Raw genomic sequence first — 17,240 nt, forward strand, 5'->3', positions numbered from 1 at the left:
TCACGGGACAGTCGCATGGCTGGCTCGCGCAAACGCCTTTTGCGTATGGCTCCATGAGTCGCTAATCTTCCGATGCTGGCTGCCTTAAAAGGCCAGCGGTGATGTCCGGTCTCCCCTACCGGCTCGCCCGACCATTCCGATCGGAACTCTAGCGTAAGGCGCCCGGACACCCCCCTGTCCGGGCGCTTTTTTTGGGTTACTCATCAACTTACGGGCGATATCTTTACGCCTCCATGAAGAGCATGGCGCAAGCCCCCGCTTTCGGGGCGGGGCGGTCGCTGCTATGCCCGATGACCCAGCGCCAGATCCGAGGAGACCTCCAGGGCATGTCCGATTACGTCATTGTGCCGCCCGTGGTGGCGGCTGTCCCCATCAAGGGCAGCAGCCAGATGTTCCCGGTGCGCCGCATCTTCTGCGTCGGCCGCAACTACGCCGAGCATGCGATCGAGATGGGCAGCGACCCGACTCGCGAGCCGCCCTTCTACTTCGCCAAGCCCGCCGATGCGCTGGTGGTGAACGAGGCCGACATGCCCTACCCGCCGATGACCAAGCAGCTCCACCATGAGATGGAGCTGGTGGTGGCGATCGGCTCGGCCGGCGCCGATATCAGCGTCGCCGATGCCATGGGCCATGTCTGGGGCTATTGCGCCGGCCTCGACATGACGCGGCGCGACCTGCAGAACGAGGCGAAGAAGACCGGCCGCCCCTGGGACATGGGCAAGGGCTTCGACAATTCCGCCCCCATGGGCGCACTGGTGCCGGCCAAGGGCATCGATGTCTCCAAGGGCAAGATCGAGCTCAAGGTGAATGGCAAGGTCACCCAGACCTCCGACCTCTCGAAGCTGATCTGGTCGGTGCCGGAGGTGATCTCGAACCTCTCCCACCTGGTCCGGCTCGCCCCTGGCGACCTCATCATGACCGGCACGCCCGAAGGCGTCGCCGCGGTGCAGCGGGGCGACCTGCTGGAAGGCTTCGTCGAGGGCGTCGGCGAGGTGCGGACACGGATCGTCTGAACCTTCGTCCGAGGCTGCGCCGAATGGCGCAGCCTCGGCGGCGGTGGCAGGACCGGAGGCGGATCGCCCCGCTATTGTGGCCCCTGCCCCGCCCGTCTATCCCTCGGCGATGCCGCACACTGCCCCGGGCCGAACCCTTCGCATCGCCACCTGGAACATCAACTCCGTTCGCCTGCGGCGCCCGTTGCTGAGTGAGCTGGTCGCCGCGCTCGATCCCGACGTGCTCTGCCTGCAGGAAACCAAGTGTCCGGACGAGTTCTTCCCGCTGGAGGAGATCCGGTCCCAAGGCTTCCCGCACATCGCCCATCGGGGGATGAAGGGCTATAACGGCGTCGCGGTACTGTCCCGCATTCCCTTCGAGATCCGCCATGACGACCCGGATTGGTGTTCCAAGGGCGATTGCCGCCATCTCGGCGTCGCCCTCGACGTGCCGGGCGGGCCGATCGAACTGCACGATTTCTACGTCCCTGCCGGCGGCGACACGCCGGACCGGGCGGTGAACCCCAAATTCGCCCATAAGCTCGATTTCGTCGCCGAGGCCACGGCCTGGACCCGGGCGCGTGGCGCTGCCCGCCGCAGCGTGCTGGTCGGCGACCTCAACATCGCCCCGCTCGAGCATGATGTCTGGAGCCACAAGCAGATGCTCGGCGTCGTCTCCCATACGCCGGTCGAGGTCGAGGCGCTGACCGCTTGGCAGGCGGCGGGCGAATGGCACGATGCCCTCCGTCACTTCGTCCCACCCGAGCAGAAGCTCTACACGTGGTGGTCCTACCGGGCGAAGGACTGGGAGGCCTCGGATCGCGGCCGCCGGCTGGACCATGTTTGGGTCAGCGGGGACCTGGCCGGGGCCCTGACCCGCCATGCCATCCTGAAGCCGGCCCGCGGCTGGCCGCAGGCCAGCGACCATGTGCCGGTGATGATCGAACTCGCCCTCTGACGATGGCCCTGATCCTCGCCCTCGACGCCGCGTTGGCCGGCTGTTCCGCTGCCCTGCTGGAGGGCGAGGCGGTGCTCGCCGTCCGAGCCGCCGCCGGCGACCGCGGCCATGCCGCCCTGCTGCCGCCCATGGCCGAGGCGGTGCTGCGGGAGGCCGGCCGCGCTGCCACTGCGCTCGATGCTGTCGCCGCCGTGGTCGGGCCGGGCGGCTTCACCGGCATCCGCGCTGCCCTCGCCCTGGCGGAGGGGCTGGCGCTCGGCGCCGGGCGCCCAGCCATCGGCGTCACCACCGGCGAGGCGCTGGCGGCCGCCCTGCCGCCCGAGCTCCGCGCCGGCCGCGCGGTCTGGGCGGTGGTCGACAACCGCCGCGGCCGGGTGCTGCTGGAACGCTTCCCCGCCGGCAGCCTGGTCGCCGAGGGCGCGCCTGAGGCTGTGGCCGAGGCTGATCTGCCCCGCCCCGCCGGCCCGGTTGCCCTCGTCGGGGATGCGGCCGCGGCCGTCGCCGCCCGCCTGGCGGCCCGCGGCGTGGATGCGCTCCTGAGCGATTCCCGCCTCCCTGGCGCTGCCGCCGCGGCCCGGGTGGCCGCGATGCGCCTGGCCGGGGCGCTCCCTCCGCTCGCCGCCCGGCCACTCTATGTCGAGCCCCCGGCGGTGCGGCTGCCGGGATGAGGGCCGTCCGGCCGGAGGATGCCGCGGCGCTGGCCGCCCTGCACGCCATGGCGTTCCCGCCGGCCGAGGCCTGGGGCTCGGATGCCATGGGGCTGATGCTCGGCATGCCGGGCGCCTTCGGCCTGTGGCGCCCCGGGGACGGGCTGGTGCTGGCCCGCGCGGCGGCCGGCGAGGCGGAAATCCTGACCCTGGCCGTGGCGCCGGCGGCACGACGCCAGGGCCTCGGCGCCATGCTGCTGGCCGGTGCCATGCAGGGCGCCGTGTTGCGGGGGGCCGGGGAGATGTTCCTCGAGGTCGCCGCGGGAAATGCCGCGGCGCTGGCGCTCTACCGCTCAGCCGGCTTCGCCGAGGTCGGCCGCCGCCGCCGCTATTACGCGGATGGCAGCGACGCACTGGTGCTCCGGCGGGCGCTCAGCCCTTCCTGAGCAGCAACAGGACGATCCCGTCCGCTGCCTCGGCCTCGCCGAGGACCGCATGCCCCTGCTCGGTAGCCGTGCGGGGAATGTTGCGGCGCGGCTCCTCGCCGCGAAGCCGGACGAGCAGCGTTTCACCACTTGCCATGCGGTCGAGCGCCAGTCGGGTGCGGACAAAGGTCATCGGACAAGTCTCGGCTGTGATGTCGAGGTGCCGGTCACCGGTCAGTTCTTGCGCGCTTACAAAACTCAAGGTTTCTTGCCCTTCAATCACCCGAAACGGATTGCGAAACGGCTGCAACAGGCACTATAGGGCGGAGACTAGAAACAGGAAGACGCGTCAGATGGCTGAAGATACCCCCTCAACCGAACTGCTTGGACTGACCGCTGAAATCGTTGCGGCGCATGTTTCCAACAATCCGGTCGCTCTGGCTGATCTGCCGAACCTGATCCAGGAAGTATACAAGACACTGGCCTCGGTTGGTCAGCCGATGGTGAAATCTCAGCCTGACCGGCCACAACCAGCGGTGCCGATCAAGAAGTCGATCACCCCCGAGTACCTGATCTGCCTTGAGGACGGAAAGAAACTGAAGATGCTGAAGCGGCATCTGCAGACCTCCTACAACCTCACCCCCGAGCAATACCGGGAGCGTTGGGGCCTCGGCTCGGATTATCCCATGGTTGCGCCGAATTACGCCAAGCATCGCTCGTCGCTCGCCAAGAAGATCGGCCTCGGCACCAAGCCGCGCGGCCGTCCGCCGCGGGCTGGCCGGCGCGAGACCGCCCCTGCCGCGGCGGCTGCCAAGACGGCCTGACCTGCCGAGAGCCGTTCCCGCATCGAGGGGCGGCACCGGGGGCTGCGTCCGCCATGGTCGCGGACGCGGCATCGGTCTATGGTCGCCCTCCTGATCTCAGCGACCCGTGGCAGGCCCGGCCTGCCACCCCCAGGAAGGGCAGACTGCCAGCCGCATGGATACGCCCGCTTCCGCCGACCGAGAGACCATCTCCCGCATCGAGCGGCTGTGCATCGAGCGCGGCCTCAAGATGACCGGGCAGCGCCGGCTCATTGCCCGCGTGCTCTCGGAAAGCGAGGACCACCCCGATGTCGAGGAGCTGTATCGCCGCGCCGTGGCGCAGGACAGCCGCATCTCGATCGCCACCGTCTACCGCACCGTCCGCCTGCTGGAAGAGAAGGGCATCCTCGAGCGGCGCGATTTCGGCGGCGGCCGCGCCCGGTACGACCAGGCCGATCGCGGCCAGCACTACCACCTGATCGACGTCGATACGGGCAAGGTGATCGAATTCGCCGACCCCCGCCACGAGGCGCTGGCGCAGGAGATCGCCGCCCGGCTGGGCTTCGAGCTGGTGGACCACCGGCTGGAGCTCTTCGGGCGCCGCTTCCCCGAGCCGAAGCCCGGCCTTCCCGCGCGCCGCCCGCCGAAGCGGCAGGACGAGGCATGAGCGGGGGCTTCCTCGCGGCAAAGGCCAAGCCGGCAGACCCATCCAGCGGCCCCGGCTTCGGCGAGCTACGCGCCGGCAATCTCGGCGTCCGCATTGCCGAGACGGTGGAGGAGGTGGATGCCGCCCAGGCGCTCCGCTTCCGCGTCTTCTACGAGGAGATGGGCGCCCATCCGGATGCCGAGACCCTGGCCAGCGCCCGCGACCGCGATGGCTTCGATGCCGTGGCGGACCATCTGCTTGTCATCGACCATGACCTGGGCGAGGGGCCGGAATCCGTCGTTGGCACCTACCGGCTCATCCGGCGTGAGGCGGCCAGGGCCGTCGGCGGCTTCTACTCGGCCTCTGAATACGACATCGCCCCGCTCGTGGCCCTGCCCGGGCCGATCCTTGAGCTCGGCCGCTCCTGCGTTGGTGCCGGCCATCGCACACGGGGCACGCTGCAGCTGCTATGGCGTGGCATCGCCGCCTATGTCTTCCGGCACCGCATCGATGTGATGTTCGGCTGCGCCAGCCTGCCAGGCACGGATCTCGACGCGCTGGCGCCGGCGCTCACCTATCTCTATGCCCATCACCTGGCGCCGCCCGCGCTGCGTCCGCGCGCCCTGGCGGAGCGGCATGTAGAGATGGACCGGCTGGATCCGGCCTCGCTCGATGTGCGCACGGTGCTGAACGACCTGCCGCCGCTGATCAAGGGCTATCTGCGGCTTGGCGGCTTCGTCGGCGACGGCGCGGTCATCGACCCGCAATTCAACACCACCGATGTCTGCATCGTGGTGAAGACCGAATTGATCACCGACAAGTATTCGAAGCATTACGAGCGGAAGCTGAGCACCGCCGTCGGTTCAGAATAGACGTCAGTGCAGCCGCCCGGGCTGGTGCGGGCTGTCGAGGCTGAAGGTCGGGATCGCTACGTCGAAGGCCTCGCCGGTATCGGTCAGCACCATGTGATAGGTGCCGCGCATGAAGCCCGACGGCGTGGCGAGCGGCGTGCCCGAGGTGTATTCGAAGCTCTCGCCGGGGTCGAGCATCGGCTGCTCCCCCACCACCCCCTCACCATGCACCCGTTGGGTGCGGCCCTGGGCATCGGTGATGAGCCAGGTGCGCTTCAGCAGCTGCACCGTTCGCCGCCCCTCATTGGCGATGGTCACCCGGTAGGCCCAGACGAAATGGCCCCGCTCGGGCGCCGACTGATCGGCCAGGAAGAAGGTGCGGACGGAGACGCGCACGCCCCGCGTCACCTCGGTATACCCGGGCTGGCGGGCGGGATCGGTATCGGCGGGCGGGCGTTGCATGGCGTCAGCCCCTCCGCAGGGCGGCAGGCATCCACGGGATCAGCACCAGCGCGATTGAGGCGGTGGCAAGGGCAATCCAGGTCTCGAGACCCATGACGTCATTTCCCCCGTAAGGGCCGCAGCCTGCCACGGCCACGGCCCCTTGCGCTACAGATCCGCTACTCCGCGGCGCGCGCCACCGCACCGCCGGCGGCATCCAGGGCCTCGGCCAGGTCCTCGATGAGGTCCGCCACATCCTCGAGCCCGACCGAGAGGCGGATGGTCCCGTCGGTGATGCCGAGCCGCGCGCGCTCCTCCGCGCCGATGCGCATATGGGTGGTGGTCGCGGGATGCGTCACGAGGCTCTTCGAGTCGCCGAGATTGTTGGAGACGTCGATCAGCCGCAGCGCGTTGCAGAAGCGGAAGGCAGCCTCCTTGCCGCCGGCCAGGTCGAAGGTGACGATGGTGCCGCCGCCGCTCATCAGCCGCTGCGCCAGGGCGTATTGCGGATGGCTCGCGGAGAAGGGGTAGAGCGCCCGCTTCACCTCCACCCGCTCCGCCAGGAAGTCGGCGATCGCCGCCGCGCTCCGGCACATGGCATGGACCCGCAGATGCAGCGTCTCCAGCCCCTTGAGGATGACCCAGGCATTGAAGGCGCTGATCGAGGGACCGGTGTTGCGGATGAAGGGCTGAAGGACATCCTCCACCCATTTCTTCGTGCCGAGGATGGCACCGCCCAGCACGCGGCCCTGCCCGTCCATGTGCTTGGTGCAGGAATAGACGACCACATCGGCGCCGAGCGCCAGCGGCTTCTGCAGCAGCGGCGTGGCAAAGACGTTGTCGACGACGACGATGGCGCCGGCCTTGTGCGCAAGCGCGGCGACTGCCGGAAGGTCCACCAGCTCCAGCATCGGGTTGGAGGGCGTCTCCAGCAGCACCAGCGTGGCCGGGGTGGAGAGCGCCCGCTCCCACTGCGCGAGGTCGGCGCCATCGACGAATTCGCCAGTGATGCCGTAGCGCGGCAGGAGGGTGGAGATGATCCAGTGGCAGGAGCCGAAGAGGGCGCGCGAGGCGACCACCCGGTCCCCCGCCTTCAGGTGGGAGAGCAGCGCGGCATGCACCGCCGCCATGCCCGTCGCGGTGACGCGGCAGGCCTCGGCACCCTCAAGTGCCGCGAGGCGCCCCTCGAGCATCGAGACGGTCGGGTTGCCGAAGCGCGAATACTGGAAATGCGTCGCGGTGCCGGCGAAGGTCGCCTCGGCCTGCTCCGCGCTGTCATAGACGAAGCCCGAGGTCAGGAAGAGCGCCTCGGAGGTCTCGTCGTGATTGGTGCGGGTGGTGCCGCCACGGACCAGCAGGGTCGCGGGGCGGAGGGAGCGTTCGGGCAGTGACTTGGACATCTGGGGGAACACCCTGGCAAACCAACGGCGTCCGGCACCCTTGACGGGGCGCGAGGGGCCGCACGGGCACCCTCGACGGCCGATTTAGCGCGAATATTTTGAACCCAACGCCGCCGCTCCGCGCCGCCGATGGGAACCCGTGAGGACCTCGCCGCAAGCTGGCCGGACAAATCGCGAGGGAGCCTCGCGGCCCGGGCGCAGTTAGCGGCCCGGGCGCCGTCCGGTCAACCCTCGAGCTGGATGGGCGAGCGGGATGTCGCCGGTCGTCATCGCCAGGCGCAGAGGGCCCGGCGGCGGCCAACGTTCACGGAGAAGGTCGCAGCGATGCATCGGACAGGGCAATCCAGCGGTTCATCACCCGATGCAAGGCATGGGCTTGAGCCGAAGCCGCCGCCCGGCTAAGCTGCCGCCGCGGCGCGGGCGTAGTTCAGAGGTAGAACGTCAGCTTCCCAAGCTGAATGTCGTGGGTTCGATTCCCATCGCCCGCTCCAACCCTCCCCTGTCGCTGTCTGATACGCTATGCGGAACGCCTCTCGCCCGCGCTCCGGGGGCCAATCCGCCCCATGCCGTTCCAGCGCTTCTGGCGGGCCGGCGTGATGGCCAAGGCGCTGGAGGGCCGCATCCGTGACCGGCTGGAGGTTTGGACAACGCGGGCCTGCTCACGCCCTACCGCGATCAGCTCTCATCCCGCACCGCCCCTCGCGTCAGGTGCCGGCGCAGCAGCGCCATGTTGCGAAGATTGGCGCGGAAGAAAACATCCCCGACCGAACCCGCGACCGGGACGATGCTGATCGCGGCATCCAGGCCGAGATTGGCGGCCATGCGCAGCAGCAGCCCCGTCGAGGCGCCCAGCCGGCGTGCCTCCCAGATCAGATAGGCGGAGACGGCGGTGCCGGCGACGGGCCCGACTGCGGGCAGCAGGCTGAGCAGCGCATCGGCGCCGAAGCGGATGCCGGTGCCCGGAATCCGCCAGCGGCTGTCGAGCATGCCCGCGATCAACTCGAGACGCGCCAGCGCGGCCTCCTTGCGGCCGGCGCCGAATGCCACGACCGTCCCATCCGAATCACCTCTCATCGCATGCTCTCCATGGGCGGCCCGGTGCAAGGGGCGGCCTGCCCGCCAGGGGCAACGCCCGGCTCGGCTCGCGGTGGCGCCGCAACGAAGGTTGCCAGGGCCTCCTCGGCGCGCCGCCGTGCCATCTCCTCGATCAACGGCCACGGCCAGGCGGGATGCGCAGCCAGGACCTGCTCGAGGCAGGCCTCCACGAGGCGCTGCTCCGCCGGCGCCCTGCGCAAAGCCCTTGGCCCGAAGGCGTCGGATGGTGAGGGGCAGGCGGGCGGCGATTCGTCGGGCATGGCCGCAGGCTAGAACTAAACATGAACAAATCGCCACCGCGCAGGTCGGTCACGCGCGGCTTGTCCCCGATATCCACAGGGCAGACCGGCGCCCCGCATGCCTCACCTGCCGTTACAATCCGCCCTGAGTTTGCAGCAATCCGGCCCCGATCATGCCGCGCCGGGCGCGCCATCATGCCTCGTCGAACAACCCGAACGGAGGATCTGATGCGTCGCCTTCTCGTCGCTGCCGCTCTCGGCCTCGGCCTGCTCTCCGCCGGCCCCACCGTGCCAGGCGCCATCGCGGCGCCCCTCGGGGATGCATCGCCGCACCTGCTGGCCCCGAGCATCACGCCGGTGCATGGCGACCGCTGGTACCCCGACCGCGGCTATCACCGGCCCCACTACGCGCCGCCCCCGCGGCACCACTGGCACCGGTGGGAGCCGCCGCGCCACCATGGCTGGCACCACCCTCGCCCCTATCGCCACGGGTGGCGCTACTGAGGCGACTCGGCCGCGATGTCGAAATGCAGCACCGCCTCGCGGCTGCCGAGCCCGTCATAGAGCGCGATGGCGGGCTCATCGCCGTGGTCGGCCTGCACGAAGACGACCCAGGCCCCGCGCGCCGCGGCGATCGCGCGCAGCTGCCCGATCAGGGCCGTGGCGACTCGCCTGCGGCGGTAAGCTGCATCCACGGCGAGGTCGTAGAGATAGATCTCGCGCCGCATCCGTTCGAACTTGTCCAGCTCATAGGCGACGAGCCCACCGACGACCGCCTCGCCGATCCGCGCGACGAGGGCGATGACATGCTCCTTCGCCAGCAGCGCCTCGAGATAGGCCTCGGTCGGCGGCTCCGCCCCGTAGGTCTCGCGGTCGCCGAAAGCCTCGCCGAACAGGGTGTTCAGCCGGCGGAACAGCGGCGCATCGCCGGGCTGGAGGCGGTGGATGGTCGCGGCGGTGGGGGACATGGCACCTCCGATGCATCCATGCGGCGGGGTGGTGACCATTATTCCCGCGGCCCCAGCACGGCCATGACGCCGCTGGCCCGGGCGACGCGACGGCCATCGGCCAGCATCACGCCCTCGGTGAAGCAGAGATTGCGGCCGAGGCGCGATACCTCGGCCCGGACCTCGAGCCAGCACCCCTCCTTGGCCGGAGCCAGGTAGTCGAGGCTGAGACTGACGGTGGTGAGGTGATGCCGCGGCCAGCCGGCCCGCTCGCGCATCACCGCGGCCGCATGGATCAGGCCCAGATCCGCCAGCGTAGCGACGAAGCCGCCATGCGCGGCGCCCGCCGAATTGCAGTGCCGGCGCTGCAGCCTCAGGCCGAGCGCCACCTGTGTCTCGCTTGGCTTCGACCAGAAAGGGCCGAGCTCCTTCGCATAGGGCCCGCCATGGGTAGCCGGGCCGAAGCCCTCCGGCACATCCTCCGGATGGATCGGATGCGCCATGCCATAACCCCCTTCGCCACCCATCGGCCCGGACGGACCACCAGGCCAGCCATGGGCAGCATGGCAAGGCGCCTCCCGCCCGGCAAGCCAAGGGCCCGCCCTCAGGGCTGCGCCTGGATCCCGGTGCGCTCCACCATCCGCCGCATCTCGGCCAGTTCGCCGACCATGAAGCCCCGGGCTTCCTCCAGCCCGTTGGGGCCCTGCACCGGGTCATGCCCGGCAAAGACGAGCTTATCGCGGATGGCCGGGTCATGAAGGACGGCGACCAGGGCGCGGTTCAAGGCCTCCGCCTCGCGCGGCGGGATGCCGGCCGGGCCGATGAGCAGGAAGAAGCCGCTGTTCTCGAAGCCGGAGAGGCCAAGCTCCCCCAGGGTGGGGATGTCGGGGAAGGTCGGGAAGCGGCGGCTGCCGACCATGGCGACGCCGCGCAGCTTGCCCTCCCGCATCAGCGGGGTCGCGCTGGCAAGGGCGGCGATGCCGAATTGGGCCTCGCCGGTCATGATGGCCTGCACCATCTGCGCGCCGCTGCGATAGGGCACATGCACCGCACGAGTCCCGAGCGCCTGCATCAGCATCTCGGCGCGCAGGTGAAGCACGCCGCCGAAGCCGGAGGAGGCATAGGTCAGCCGGTTCGCCGGCGCCTCCCGCATCGCGGCCAGCACCTCGCGGGCGCCGGCGCCGCCGAAACCCGGCGTGACCACCAGCACGCCTGGGGGCGTGCTGATGACGCCGAGATGGGTGAAATCGGCCACCGGGTCGTAGCGCGTGCCGCCGATCAGCGTCACCGGCGCGGCCGCGGCAGCGCCCGTCTCCGTCACCATGATGGTGTACCCATCCGGCGCCTGACGCTTCAGCCATTCGGTCGCGACCGTGCCGGCGGCACCAGGCTTGTTGTCCACGAGGATGCGCGCCCCCGGCCCGAGCGCCGTCGCCATGCGGTCGGCCAGCAGCCGTGCGGCGATATCGGTGCTGCCGCCGGGGCCATAGCCGGTGATCATGGTGATGGGTCGGTCTGGCACCCAGGCGCCGCCCTGCGCCAGGGCAGCGGGCGGCAACCCGGCCAGGGCGATGGCGGCAGGTATCCGTTGCAGCAGGCAGCGGCGGTGCATGGCCTCATTCCTCCCGGTCTTGGTCGTTGGGGAGAGGACAGCACCGGCGGCGGGATTGCGGAAGGGATATCTCAGGCCGCGGGACCTGCGGTTGACCCCCTCCGCGGGGCACACCTAAGCTCGGCCGGACGATCGGATACCGGCGGGGAAGGGCGGGCCATGCTGATCCAGGCGGAGAAGCTGCAGGCCGCGGTCCTGCAGATGTTGCGGTCGGCCGGTACGGATGAGGCGCTGGCCTCGGTGGTCGCGGCCGACCTGCTCGAGGCCAATCTGCAGGGCCATGACAGCCATGGCGTGCAGCTCGCGCCGCGCTACGTGCTGAACGTGCTGGAAGGCAAGCTTGCGCCCAATGCCGGGGCGGAGGTGGTGCGGCAGGACGGCGCCATCCTGGTCGTCGATGGCGGCATGGGCTTCGGCCAGGTGGTCGGGCGCCAGGCCATGGACCTGGCGATCGAGGCGGCGCGAAACACGGGCGCCGGCTTGCTGGCGCTGCGCAACACGCATCACCTGGGCCGCATCGGTGCCTATGGCGAGCGCGCGGTCGCGGCCGGGATGCTGTCCCTCCATTTCGTCAACGCGGTCTCGGGCCCACCCGTGGTGGCGCCCTTTGGCGGCAGCGAGGCGCGCTTCGGCACCAACCCGGTCTGCATCGCCATCCCACCGGCCGTGCCCGGGGGCAGGCCGCTGATCCTCGATTTTGCCACCAGCGCCATCGCCATCGGCAAGGTGCGCGTGGCGCATGCGGCGGGGAAACCGGTGCCCGAGGGCAGCCTGGTGGACCATGCCGGCCAGCCCACCATTGATCCGGGCGCAATGTATGGCGGCGGCCCGCGTGGTGCGCTGCTGCCCTTTGGCCAGCACAAGGGCTCCGGGCTTGCCCTGATGTGCGAGATCCTCGCCGGGGCGTTGACCGGCGGCGGCACCAACCAGCCGGCCACGCCTAAGGACCGCGGCATCGTCAACGGCATGTTCGCCATGGTGCTGGACCCGGCCCGCTTCGGCGATCTCGAAGCCTTCCGGGCGGAAACCGCCGCGATGGTCGCCTATGTGAAGGCTTCGGCAACCGCCGGCGACCAGCAGGTCCTGGTCGCCGGCGAGAAGGAACAGATCACCAAGGCCGAGCGCCTTCGAGGCGGCATCCCCATCCCCTCGGCCACATGGGAGGAGCTGTGCGGCGCCGCGGCCGAGGTCGGTATCACGCGGGACCGGTTGGGCGCCCTCGCAGGGATCTGAGAACCGCCCTCACCCGCCTGCCGGCCAACCTGGACCACGTTTCTCGAGCCGGCAGTGCTCGAATTCCGGTACGGCGCCTCGCACTGGCCCTCGCCGGTGGCGGGCGGACACCACCAGTACCGTGCTGGCCCCTGGCGTCCGATGGGGCCCGCTTTGGCACGGGGCCAAGCGGGACGCCGACGGCATGACCGCGGTCCGCCCCAGCCTATGGTTGCCTAACGCGCCATGGCCGGCCTGCCCGCTGCGGCGGTTTCCAGATGCGTGCTCACCCGCAGCGTCATGGCGACGATGCCACCGACCAAGGTACATGCGCCGAGAACCAGCAGCCCCGCGGTGAAATTGCCGGTGGCGTCCCGCAGGTAGCCCATCAGATAGGGGCCGGCGAAGCCCGACAGGTTGCCGATGGCATTGATCGCAGCGATGCCAGCGGCGGCCGAGGTGCCGGTCAGGAATGCGCTGGGAATGGGCCAGAGCAGCGGCGGTGTCGCCGAGACGCCAATCTGGCTGAGGCAGAGCAGGCCCAGCACCAGGACGGGTGAGGAGACGAGCCCGGCACCGGCAACCCCCACCGCCGCCAGGATCATGGCGAAGCAGACATGTTCCCGCCGCTTCAGGGTGCGATCGGAGTTGCGGCCCAGCAGAACCATGCCGACGGCACCGAAAACGAAAGGCAGCGCGGCCAGCAGGCCGGTCTGGAAGTTGCTGACGCCGAAGCCCTTGACGATCGTCGGCAGGAAGAAGGCGACGCCATAGCTCGCGGCGTTCAGGCAGAAATAGACGAAGGCGCAGGCCAGGACGCGGCTGTCGCTGAGCGCCTTGCCGATGCTGATATGCTCCGCCGCCTGCTTCTGCTCATGCTCCGCATCCAGCCGCGCCTGAAGCCAGGTCCGCTCGGGTTCCGCCAGCCAGCTTGCCTGCGCCGGACGATCCGTCAGGTACAGGATGACGCCGAATGACAGCAGGATGGAGGGCAGCGCTTCCAGGATGAACAGCCATTGCCAGCCATCCAGCCCCCAGCCGGACAGGTTGAGAAGCGCACCGGAGACCGGCGCACCGACGATCGAGGAGAAGGGGATCGCCAGCATGAACAGCGCCACCACGCGGGCGCGATAGACCGAGGGGAACCAGAGCGTCAGGTAGAAGATGATCCCGGGGAAAAACCCTGCCTCCGCCACGCCGAGGGTGAAGCGCAGGATGTAGAAGACCCATTCGTTCGAAAGCCCGGTCCAGGCCGAGATCGGCCCGATGAAGGCGAAGAGGCCGGAGATGATGCCCCAGCTGAACATGATGCGCGCGATCCATAGCCGGGCGCCGAACCGGTTCAGGGCGAGGTTGGAAGGCACCTCCAGCAAGAAGTAGGAAATGAAGAACAGGCCGGCGCCAAGGCCGTAGGCCGCCTCGGATAGTCCGAGTGCCGCGTTCATCTGAAGCTTGGCAAAGCCGACATTCACCCGGTCCAGGTAGGCGACGAAGTAGCAGACAAAGAGGAAGGGCATCAGCCTCCACATCACTTTGCTGATCGTCGTCTTTTCAATATCCTCCATGACGGCGTTTCCTTCCCCACACGGCCGAGTTTCGGGGACGAAGCGCCGTTGGCTGTAAACGGTTCCTGAGTGTCTGATCGGTGCGACGAGCGAAGAACCGGCATGCGGCCTGCCCCGTCCGGAATCGGGATTCCGGCCGATTTCAGAGGATGATGCGGCGGCCAGCGCATGATAGGAGGAAGAGGCCGGGTTCGAACTCTGGCCGGAATCGCGGCCGATCGCCCGGCGTCCGGGCGGTAACGCCGTTCGGGCGCGACCCTCATCAACGGGCTTTCACTTGGCTCGCAGGCCGATCCGCGAGAAAGTCCCCATCTTCATCGATTGACGCTCACCGGGAATGCCGCCCCTTTGGAACTGACTCCCGACGAGGTCGCAGCCGCACGATCCATTGGCTGTGCCTTCTTTCCCGCGACCGAATTGCAGGTCCAGCGGCTCACCATGCAGAGGCGAATCTTCACCGTCGACGGGAAGCCCTACCTGCTCAGCCGCAACGGTTCCTATTTCGAGACGGTAGGGACGCTGCGGGCCCTGCTGGCCGAGGCTTCGGCCCGTCAGGCCGCCATGCCCCCACCACCGGCACCGCCCGAGCCAGAACCCGAACCCGAACCCGAACCCGAACCCAGTGTGATGCGGGCGGCGGAGCCGGACGCCATTCCGCTCGCGGAGCCGGAACCGGTGGAGCCCCCCGCCCGGCCGCGACGCCGCCGCGCGCCGAAAGCAGCCGCCCCGCCCACGCCCGACACGCCCCCGCCTGACGAGCTGCCGCCCGATGAACCCCCACCCGACGAGCCCTTATCCGACGAGCCCCAGCCAGGTCCCGCCCGGCCGGCCCGTATCCGGAAGGAGGCGCTGCCCCGCTGGAAAACCGCGGGGCCTGCCCGGCGCGGCCGGCTGAAACCATCCTCCTGAAGGCTGGACAGCACGGTCCACCTCGGCTTCCTTGCGCGCAAGCATCGAGGAACGTCATGCCCTATCGCCGTACCACGCTGGCCGGTCTGGCCAGCCTGCTTGCCGCCCCTGCCCTGCGGGCTCAGCCGGCCGAATGGTCGCCCACCCGTCCGCTGCGCCTCATCGTCACCTATCCGCCTGGCGGGGTGAACGACATCGTCGGCCGCATCGTCGCCGAGCCGCTGGGGCGCGAGCTCGGCCAGCCCCTGGTGGTGGAGAACCGTGCCGGCGCCGGCGGGAATATCGGCACCCAGGCCGCCGCCCAGGCCGATGCCGATGGCTACACCATCCTCTTCGGCACCACCGCGATGTTCGGGGTGAACCCCATCCTCTATGCCAGCAGCGGCGTCGATGCGGTGCGGGACTTCACCTGCCTCGGCACCATCGGCGAGGTGGCGAACGTGCTCTCCGTCATTCCCTCGCGCGTCCAGGCGAAGGATGTGGCGAGCTTCATCGCCGAGGCGAAGTCCCGTCCGTTGATCTACGGCTCGGTCGGCAATGGCAGTTCCTCGCATCTTTCGTCGGTGGTCTTCCTCAAGACCGCGGGGATCGATGCGACGCATGTGCCCTATCGCGGCTCCTCCCCGCTCGTCGCCGCCATGCTGGCGGGCGAGGTGGATTTCGGCTTCGACACCACCGCCACCTCGGCCACCCATGCGCAATCAGGCGCCTTCCGCCCGCTGGCCGTCACCACCGCCCGCCGCGCCGGCGGCCTGCCCGCGGTGCCGACGCTGCGGGAATCGGGCATGCCGGACTATGATCTCGGCATCTGGTTCGGCCTGTTCGTGCCGGCGAAGACGCCGCCCGCCATCGCCCAGCGCCTGACCGAGGCGCTGGAGCGCAGCCGCACGCCACAGACCGAAGCGCGGCTGCAATCCGCCTTCGTCGACCCGCTCCACGTCCCCCGGCCGGAGGTCGAGGCCTATATCCGTGCCAGCGCGCTTCGCTGGCAGGCCATCGCGCGGGATGCCCGGATCGCCCTCGACTGAGGGCCGATCACCGCTGCCAGAGGCCGAAGCGCCTTGCCTGCTTCAGCCACCAGCCCTGCTGCCGCCACCAGGGCAGGAAGGCGCGCCGCCCCGCCGGCAGCCGGGGCCAGGCGGCTGGGTCGGACAGGCGCTCCAGCAGCAATTCCGGCGTGCAGGGCAGCTGCGTCACCGGGTCGAGATAGCGCGGGTAGAGGATCAGCGCGCCGGCCACCAGCGCATCGAGGGCGAGGCGGCGGCCCCGCCGCGGGGGCGGCTCCCTATCGTGGGTAAGCCCCCAGCCGGCATAGAAGGGCCGCCCCCAGACCGTGACCTCGAGGCCACGCAGCAGGGCCTCGAAGCCCGCCAGGCTGGTGATGCCGTGCAGCGCATCGACTTGCGCGAAGAGCGTGCCGATATCGCCGCCCGCCGCCACGGCATCGGCCAGCCGCAGCGCCGCCCGGCGCGGCACATAGCCGCGGCGGTAGCCGGTCTCCACATCCGGATGCGGGCGGAAGACGATGAAGGCCTCCGGCTCCGCCCGCCGCACCGCCTCGAGCAGGCCGAGATTGGTACGCACCCGCCCGGCGCCGAGCCGGATGGAGGCATCATCCTCGACCTGCCCGACGACGAGGATGCGCCGCCGCCCCGGCGTTGCCGGCAGGGGGGCCGCTGCCCGCCGCAGGTTGTACTTGGTCAGCCCGCGCGCGACGATCGCCTCGCGTAGCGCTGCCGCGCGCGCCAGCAGCGCCGGGGTGAAATCGGCCTCGGCCAGGATGCGCTCCAGGGCCGAGGGCCGTCCCGCATCGTAATGCGGTACCAGCCCGTCAACGGCGAGCGAGGCGGAGGGGATGAAATCCACCCCCAGCCCGACCGAGCGCAGGAACCCGTCCTCCACCCAGACCAGCGGCAGGCCCGCTGCCGCGCAGCGGGCCGCGAGCCCCGGCGAGGCGCGCGTCGCCCAGACGGCAATGCCGTCCGCCTCGCCCCTGTCCCGGGCGGCAGCGGCCAGCGTCAGCGCCTCGTCTTCGTCGCGCGCGAAGGCGGCGGCGGTACCCTCATGGGCGAAGGCCGCCGCGATGGCCGCCTGCTTCCAACCCGCCATGCCGAGGCAGACCGCAATGCCTCGATTGGCCTCCGCCTCCCGCCGCCAGAGGGCGAGCAGCGCCAACCCCTCCTCGGCGGAGGCTGGCTGGTTCCGCAACGGGTCCGCCCAGCGCGTCGCAGCCAGAAGCCGGGGGTCGAGGGGCTCGGGCCAGAGTGGCTGCAGCGCCGCCGCGCGCGCCACCGCCTCGGCCGAAAGGGGCCCGGCCAGGGCCGCTGCCACGGGGTCCTCCCCCATCGCCGCCAGCAACCCCACCACCCGGTGCCGGGGGCCGAAGGCCGGCGCCGCCCAGGGCCCCTCGGCCAGCCGCAACGCCTCGCCCTCCGGCACGCCCTCGGGAAAGAAGGCCGCCAGGTGCGGGATGGCCGCCGCCTCCAGCCCCTCCACCT

Annotated in this window: 21 protein-coding genes and 1 tRNA gene; 12 read left to right on the forward strand and 10 right to left on the reverse strand. The window is 70.1% G+C overall.

What is annotated here, in order from left to right; genetic code table 11:
- The first annotated feature begins 326 nt into the window (after nucleotides 1-326).
- From BLR02_RS22270 to BLR02_RS22285, 4 genes are all read left to right on the forward strand, one after another.
- A complete protein-coding gene (locus BLR02_RS22270) occupies nucleotides 327-1,013 on the forward strand; it encodes a fumarylacetoacetate hydrolase family protein (protein ID WP_090566004.1) in 687 nt (228 codons plus the stop codon).
- A 109-nt stretch (nucleotides 1,014-1,122) separates the two neighbouring features.
- On the forward strand, nucleotides 1,123-1,950 hold the full coding sequence (locus tag BLR02_RS22275) for an exodeoxyribonuclease III (protein ID WP_090664715.1): 828 nt from the start codon (nucleotides 1,123-1,125) through the stop codon (nucleotides 1,948-1,950).
- A gap of 2 nt (nucleotides 1,951-1,952) precedes the next feature.
- Complete coding sequence (gene tsaB / locus BLR02_RS22280; RefSeq protein WP_090566007.1) at nucleotides 1,953-2,618, forward strand: tRNA (adenosine(37)-N6)-threonylcarbamoyltransferase complex dimerization subunit type 1 TsaB; 666 nt, start codon at nucleotides 1,953-1,955, stop codon at nucleotides 2,616-2,618.
- A complete protein-coding gene (locus BLR02_RS22285) occupies nucleotides 2,615-3,043 on the forward strand; it encodes a GNAT family N-acetyltransferase (RefSeq protein ID WP_090566010.1) in 429 nt (142 codons plus the stop codon). The genes tsaB and BLR02_RS22285 overlap by 4 nt, the downstream gene beginning before the upstream one ends.
- On the opposite strand, the gene BLR02_RS31015 is transcribed toward BLR02_RS22285, so the two are convergent.
- On the reverse strand, nucleotides 3,030-3,284 hold the full coding sequence (locus tag BLR02_RS31015; RefSeq protein WP_456303766.1) for a sulfurtransferase TusA family protein: 255 nt from the start codon (nucleotides 3,282-3,284) through the stop codon (nucleotides 3,030-3,032). The genes BLR02_RS22285 and BLR02_RS31015 overlap by 14 nt on opposite strands.
- Nucleotides 3,285-3,375: 91 nt before the next feature.
- On the opposite strand from BLR02_RS31015, the gene BLR02_RS22295 reads away from it, so the two are divergent.
- From BLR02_RS22295 to BLR02_RS22305, 3 genes are all read left to right on the forward strand, one after another.
- On the forward strand, nucleotides 3,376-3,846 hold the full coding sequence (locus BLR02_RS22295) for a MucR family transcriptional regulator (RefSeq protein WP_090566016.1): 471 nt from the start codon (nucleotides 3,376-3,378) through the stop codon (nucleotides 3,844-3,846).
- A gap of 154 nt (nucleotides 3,847-4,000) precedes the next feature.
- A complete protein-coding gene (locus BLR02_RS22300; protein WP_090566019.1) occupies nucleotides 4,001-4,492 on the forward strand; it encodes a Fur family transcriptional regulator in 492 nt (163 codons plus the stop codon).
- Entirely contained in the window at nucleotides 4,489-5,343 is an 855-nt protein-coding gene (locus tag BLR02_RS22305; RefSeq protein ID WP_090566021.1) for a GNAT family N-acetyltransferase, read from the forward strand. The genes BLR02_RS22300 and BLR02_RS22305 overlap by 4 nt, the downstream gene beginning before the upstream one ends.
- Before the next feature lie 3 nt (nucleotides 5,344-5,346).
- On the opposite strand, the gene apaG is transcribed toward BLR02_RS22305, so the two are convergent.
- Entirely contained in the window at nucleotides 5,347-5,784 is a 438-nt protein-coding gene (gene apaG / locus BLR02_RS22310; RefSeq protein ID WP_090566024.1) for a Co2+/Mg2+ efflux protein ApaG, read from the reverse strand.
- Between the two features lie 158 nt (nucleotides 5,785-5,942).
- Complete coding sequence (gene metZ / locus BLR02_RS22315) at nucleotides 5,943-7,163, reverse strand: O-succinylhomoserine sulfhydrylase (protein WP_090566027.1); 1,221 nt, start codon at nucleotides 7,161-7,163, stop codon at nucleotides 5,943-5,945.
- A gap of 416 nt (nucleotides 7,164-7,579) precedes the next feature.
- Between metZ and BLR02_RS22320 the strand changes: the two genes are divergently transcribed.
- Nucleotides 7,580-7,654: transfer RNA gene (locus tag BLR02_RS22320), tRNA-Gly, on the forward strand.
- A gap of 184 nt (nucleotides 7,655-7,838) precedes the next feature.
- Here the strand turns inward: BLR02_RS22320 and BLR02_RS22325 are convergent.
- Nucleotides 7,839-8,237, reverse strand: coding sequence for a DUF4112 domain-containing protein (locus BLR02_RS22325; protein ID WP_090664699.1), 399 nt, complete (start codon nucleotides 8,235-8,237; stop codon nucleotides 7,839-7,841).
- Entirely contained in the window at nucleotides 8,234-8,518 is a 285-nt protein-coding gene (locus tag BLR02_RS22330) for a hypothetical protein (RefSeq protein WP_143018238.1), read from the reverse strand. Before BLR02_RS22330 ends, BLR02_RS22325 begins: the two co-directional genes overlap by 4 nt.
- 207 nt (nucleotides 8,519-8,725) lie before the next feature.
- Between BLR02_RS22330 and BLR02_RS22335 the strand changes: the two genes are divergently transcribed.
- Nucleotides 8,726-9,001, forward strand: coding sequence for a hypothetical protein (locus tag BLR02_RS22335; protein ID WP_090664701.1), 276 nt, complete (start codon nucleotides 8,726-8,728; stop codon nucleotides 8,999-9,001).
- On the opposite strand, the gene BLR02_RS22340 is transcribed toward BLR02_RS22335, so the two are convergent.
- The 3 genes from BLR02_RS22340 to BLR02_RS22350 form a co-directional block, all read right to left on the reverse strand.
- The gene (locus tag BLR02_RS22340; protein ID WP_090664702.1) at nucleotides 8,995-9,465 is read right to left on the reverse strand and encodes an AAC(3)-I family aminoglycoside N-acetyltransferase; all 471 of its coding nucleotides are present in this window, start codon (nucleotides 9,463-9,465) and stop codon (nucleotides 8,995-8,997) included. The two genes, BLR02_RS22335 and BLR02_RS22340, sit on opposite strands and share 7 nt — an antisense overlap.
- A 38-nt stretch (nucleotides 9,466-9,503) precedes the next feature.
- The gene (locus BLR02_RS22345; protein WP_176849739.1) at nucleotides 9,504-9,947 is read right to left on the reverse strand and encodes a PaaI family thioesterase; all 444 of its coding nucleotides are present in this window, start codon (nucleotides 9,945-9,947) and stop codon (nucleotides 9,504-9,506) included.
- A gap of 101 nt (nucleotides 9,948-10,048) precedes the next feature.
- The gene (locus BLR02_RS22350; protein WP_090664704.1) at nucleotides 10,049-11,056 is read right to left on the reverse strand and encodes a Bug family tripartite tricarboxylate transporter substrate binding protein; all 1,008 of its coding nucleotides are present in this window, start codon (nucleotides 11,054-11,056) and stop codon (nucleotides 10,049-10,051) included.
- Between the two features lie 159 nt (nucleotides 11,057-11,215).
- On the opposite strand from BLR02_RS22350, the gene BLR02_RS22355 reads away from it, so the two are divergent.
- The gene (locus BLR02_RS22355) at nucleotides 11,216-12,289 is read left to right on the forward strand and encodes a malate/lactate/ureidoglycolate dehydrogenase (protein ID WP_090664705.1); all 1,074 of its coding nucleotides are present in this window, start codon (nucleotides 11,216-11,218) and stop codon (nucleotides 12,287-12,289) included.
- Nucleotides 12,290-12,504: 215 nt separating this feature from the next.
- Here BLR02_RS22355 and BLR02_RS22360 read toward each other — a convergent pair whose 3' ends face one another.
- Nucleotides 12,505-13,833: an MFS transporter gene (locus BLR02_RS22360; protein WP_090566055.1), complete on the reverse strand. Its 1,329-nt coding sequence runs from the start codon at nucleotides 13,831-13,833 to the stop codon at nucleotides 12,505-12,507.
- Nucleotides 13,834-14,181: 348 nt separating this feature from the next.
- Between BLR02_RS22360 and BLR02_RS28830 the strand changes: the two genes are divergently transcribed.
- Both BLR02_RS28830 and BLR02_RS22365 read left to right on the forward strand, forming a co-directional pair.
- Nucleotides 14,182-14,742, forward strand: a complete 561-nt coding sequence (locus BLR02_RS28830; RefSeq protein ID WP_143018239.1) for a hypothetical protein — start codon at nucleotides 14,182-14,184, stop codon at nucleotides 14,740-14,742.
- 56 nt (nucleotides 14,743-14,798) lie between these two features.
- Nucleotides 14,799-15,770, forward strand: coding sequence for a Bug family tripartite tricarboxylate transporter substrate binding protein (locus tag BLR02_RS22365; RefSeq protein ID WP_090664706.1), 972 nt, complete (start codon nucleotides 14,799-14,801; stop codon nucleotides 15,768-15,770).
- A gap of 7 nt (nucleotides 15,771-15,777) precedes the next feature.
- Here the strand turns inward: BLR02_RS22365 and BLR02_RS22370 are convergent, their stop codons facing one another.
- Nucleotides 15,778-17,238: a capsular polysaccharide export protein, LipB/KpsS family gene (locus BLR02_RS22370; protein WP_090664707.1), complete on the reverse strand. Its 1,461-nt coding sequence runs from the start codon at nucleotides 17,236-17,238 to the stop codon at nucleotides 15,778-15,780.
- Between the last annotated feature and the right edge of the window lie 2 nt (nucleotides 17,239-17,240).

Origin of the sequence: Belnapia rosea, assembly GCF_900101615.1 — a bacterium.
GTDB classification, from domain to species: Bacteria; Pseudomonadota; Alphaproteobacteria; order Acetobacterales; family Acetobacteraceae; genus Belnapia; species Belnapia rosea.

Coding starts and splice junctions, on each gene's coding strand:
- BLR02_RS22345 (WP_176849739.1), bottom strand. CDS start 9,947: ATGGCGCATCCGATCCATCCGGAGGATGTGCCGGAGGGCTTCGGCCCG.
- BLR02_RS22285 (WP_090566010.1), top strand. CDS start 2,615: ATGAGGGCCGTCCGGCCGGAGGATGCCGCGGCGCTGGCCGCCCTGCAC.
- BLR02_RS22295 (WP_090566016.1), top strand. CDS start 3,376: ATGGCTGAAGATACCCCCTCAACCGAACTGCTTGGACTGACCGCTGAA.
- BLR02_RS22275 (WP_090664715.1), top strand. CDS start 1,123: ATGCCGCACACTGCCCCGGGCCGAACCCTTCGCATCGCCACCTGGAAC.
- BLR02_RS22330 (WP_143018238.1), bottom strand. CDS start 8,518: ATGCCCGACGAATCGCCGCCCGCCTGCCCCTCACCATCCGACGCCTTC.
- metZ (WP_090566027.1), bottom strand. CDS start 7,163: ATGTCCAAGTCACTGCCCGAACGCTCCCTCCGCCCCGCGACCCTGCTG.
- BLR02_RS22355 (WP_090664705.1), top strand. CDS start 11,216: ATGCTGATCCAGGCGGAGAAGCTGCAGGCCGCGGTCCTGCAGATGTTG.
- BLR02_RS22360 (WP_090566055.1), bottom strand. CDS start 13,833: ATGGAGGATATTGAAAAGACGACGATCAGCAAAGTGATGTGGAGGCTG.
- BLR02_RS22300 (WP_090566019.1), top strand. CDS start 4,001: ATGGATACGCCCGCTTCCGCCGACCGAGAGACCATCTCCCGCATCGAG.
- BLR02_RS22365 (WP_090664706.1), top strand. CDS start 14,799: ATGCCCTATCGCCGTACCACGCTGGCCGGTCTGGCCAGCCTGCTTGCC.
- BLR02_RS22335 (WP_090664701.1), top strand. CDS start 8,726: ATGCGTCGCCTTCTCGTCGCTGCCGCTCTCGGCCTCGGCCTGCTCTCC.
- BLR02_RS22270 (WP_090566004.1), top strand. CDS start 327: ATGTCCGATTACGTCATTGTGCCGCCCGTGGTGGCGGCTGTCCCCATC.
- BLR02_RS22340 (WP_090664702.1), bottom strand. CDS start 9,465: ATGTCCCCCACCGCCGCGACCATCCACCGCCTCCAGCCCGGCGATGCG.
- BLR02_RS22305 (WP_090566021.1), top strand. CDS start 4,489: ATGAGCGGGGGCTTCCTCGCGGCAAAGGCCAAGCCGGCAGACCCATCC.
- tsaB (WP_090566007.1), top strand. CDS start 1,953: ATGGCCCTGATCCTCGCCCTCGACGCCGCGTTGGCCGGCTGTTCCGCT.
- BLR02_RS22350 (WP_090664704.1), bottom strand. CDS start 11,056: ATGCACCGCCGCTGCCTGCTGCAACGGATACCTGCCGCCATCGCCCTG.
- apaG (WP_090566024.1), bottom strand. CDS start 5,784: ATGCAACGCCCGCCCGCCGATACCGATCCCGCCCGCCAGCCCGGGTAT.
- BLR02_RS22325 (WP_090664699.1), bottom strand. CDS start 8,237: ATGAGAGGTGATTCGGATGGGACGGTCGTGGCATTCGGCGCCGGCCGC.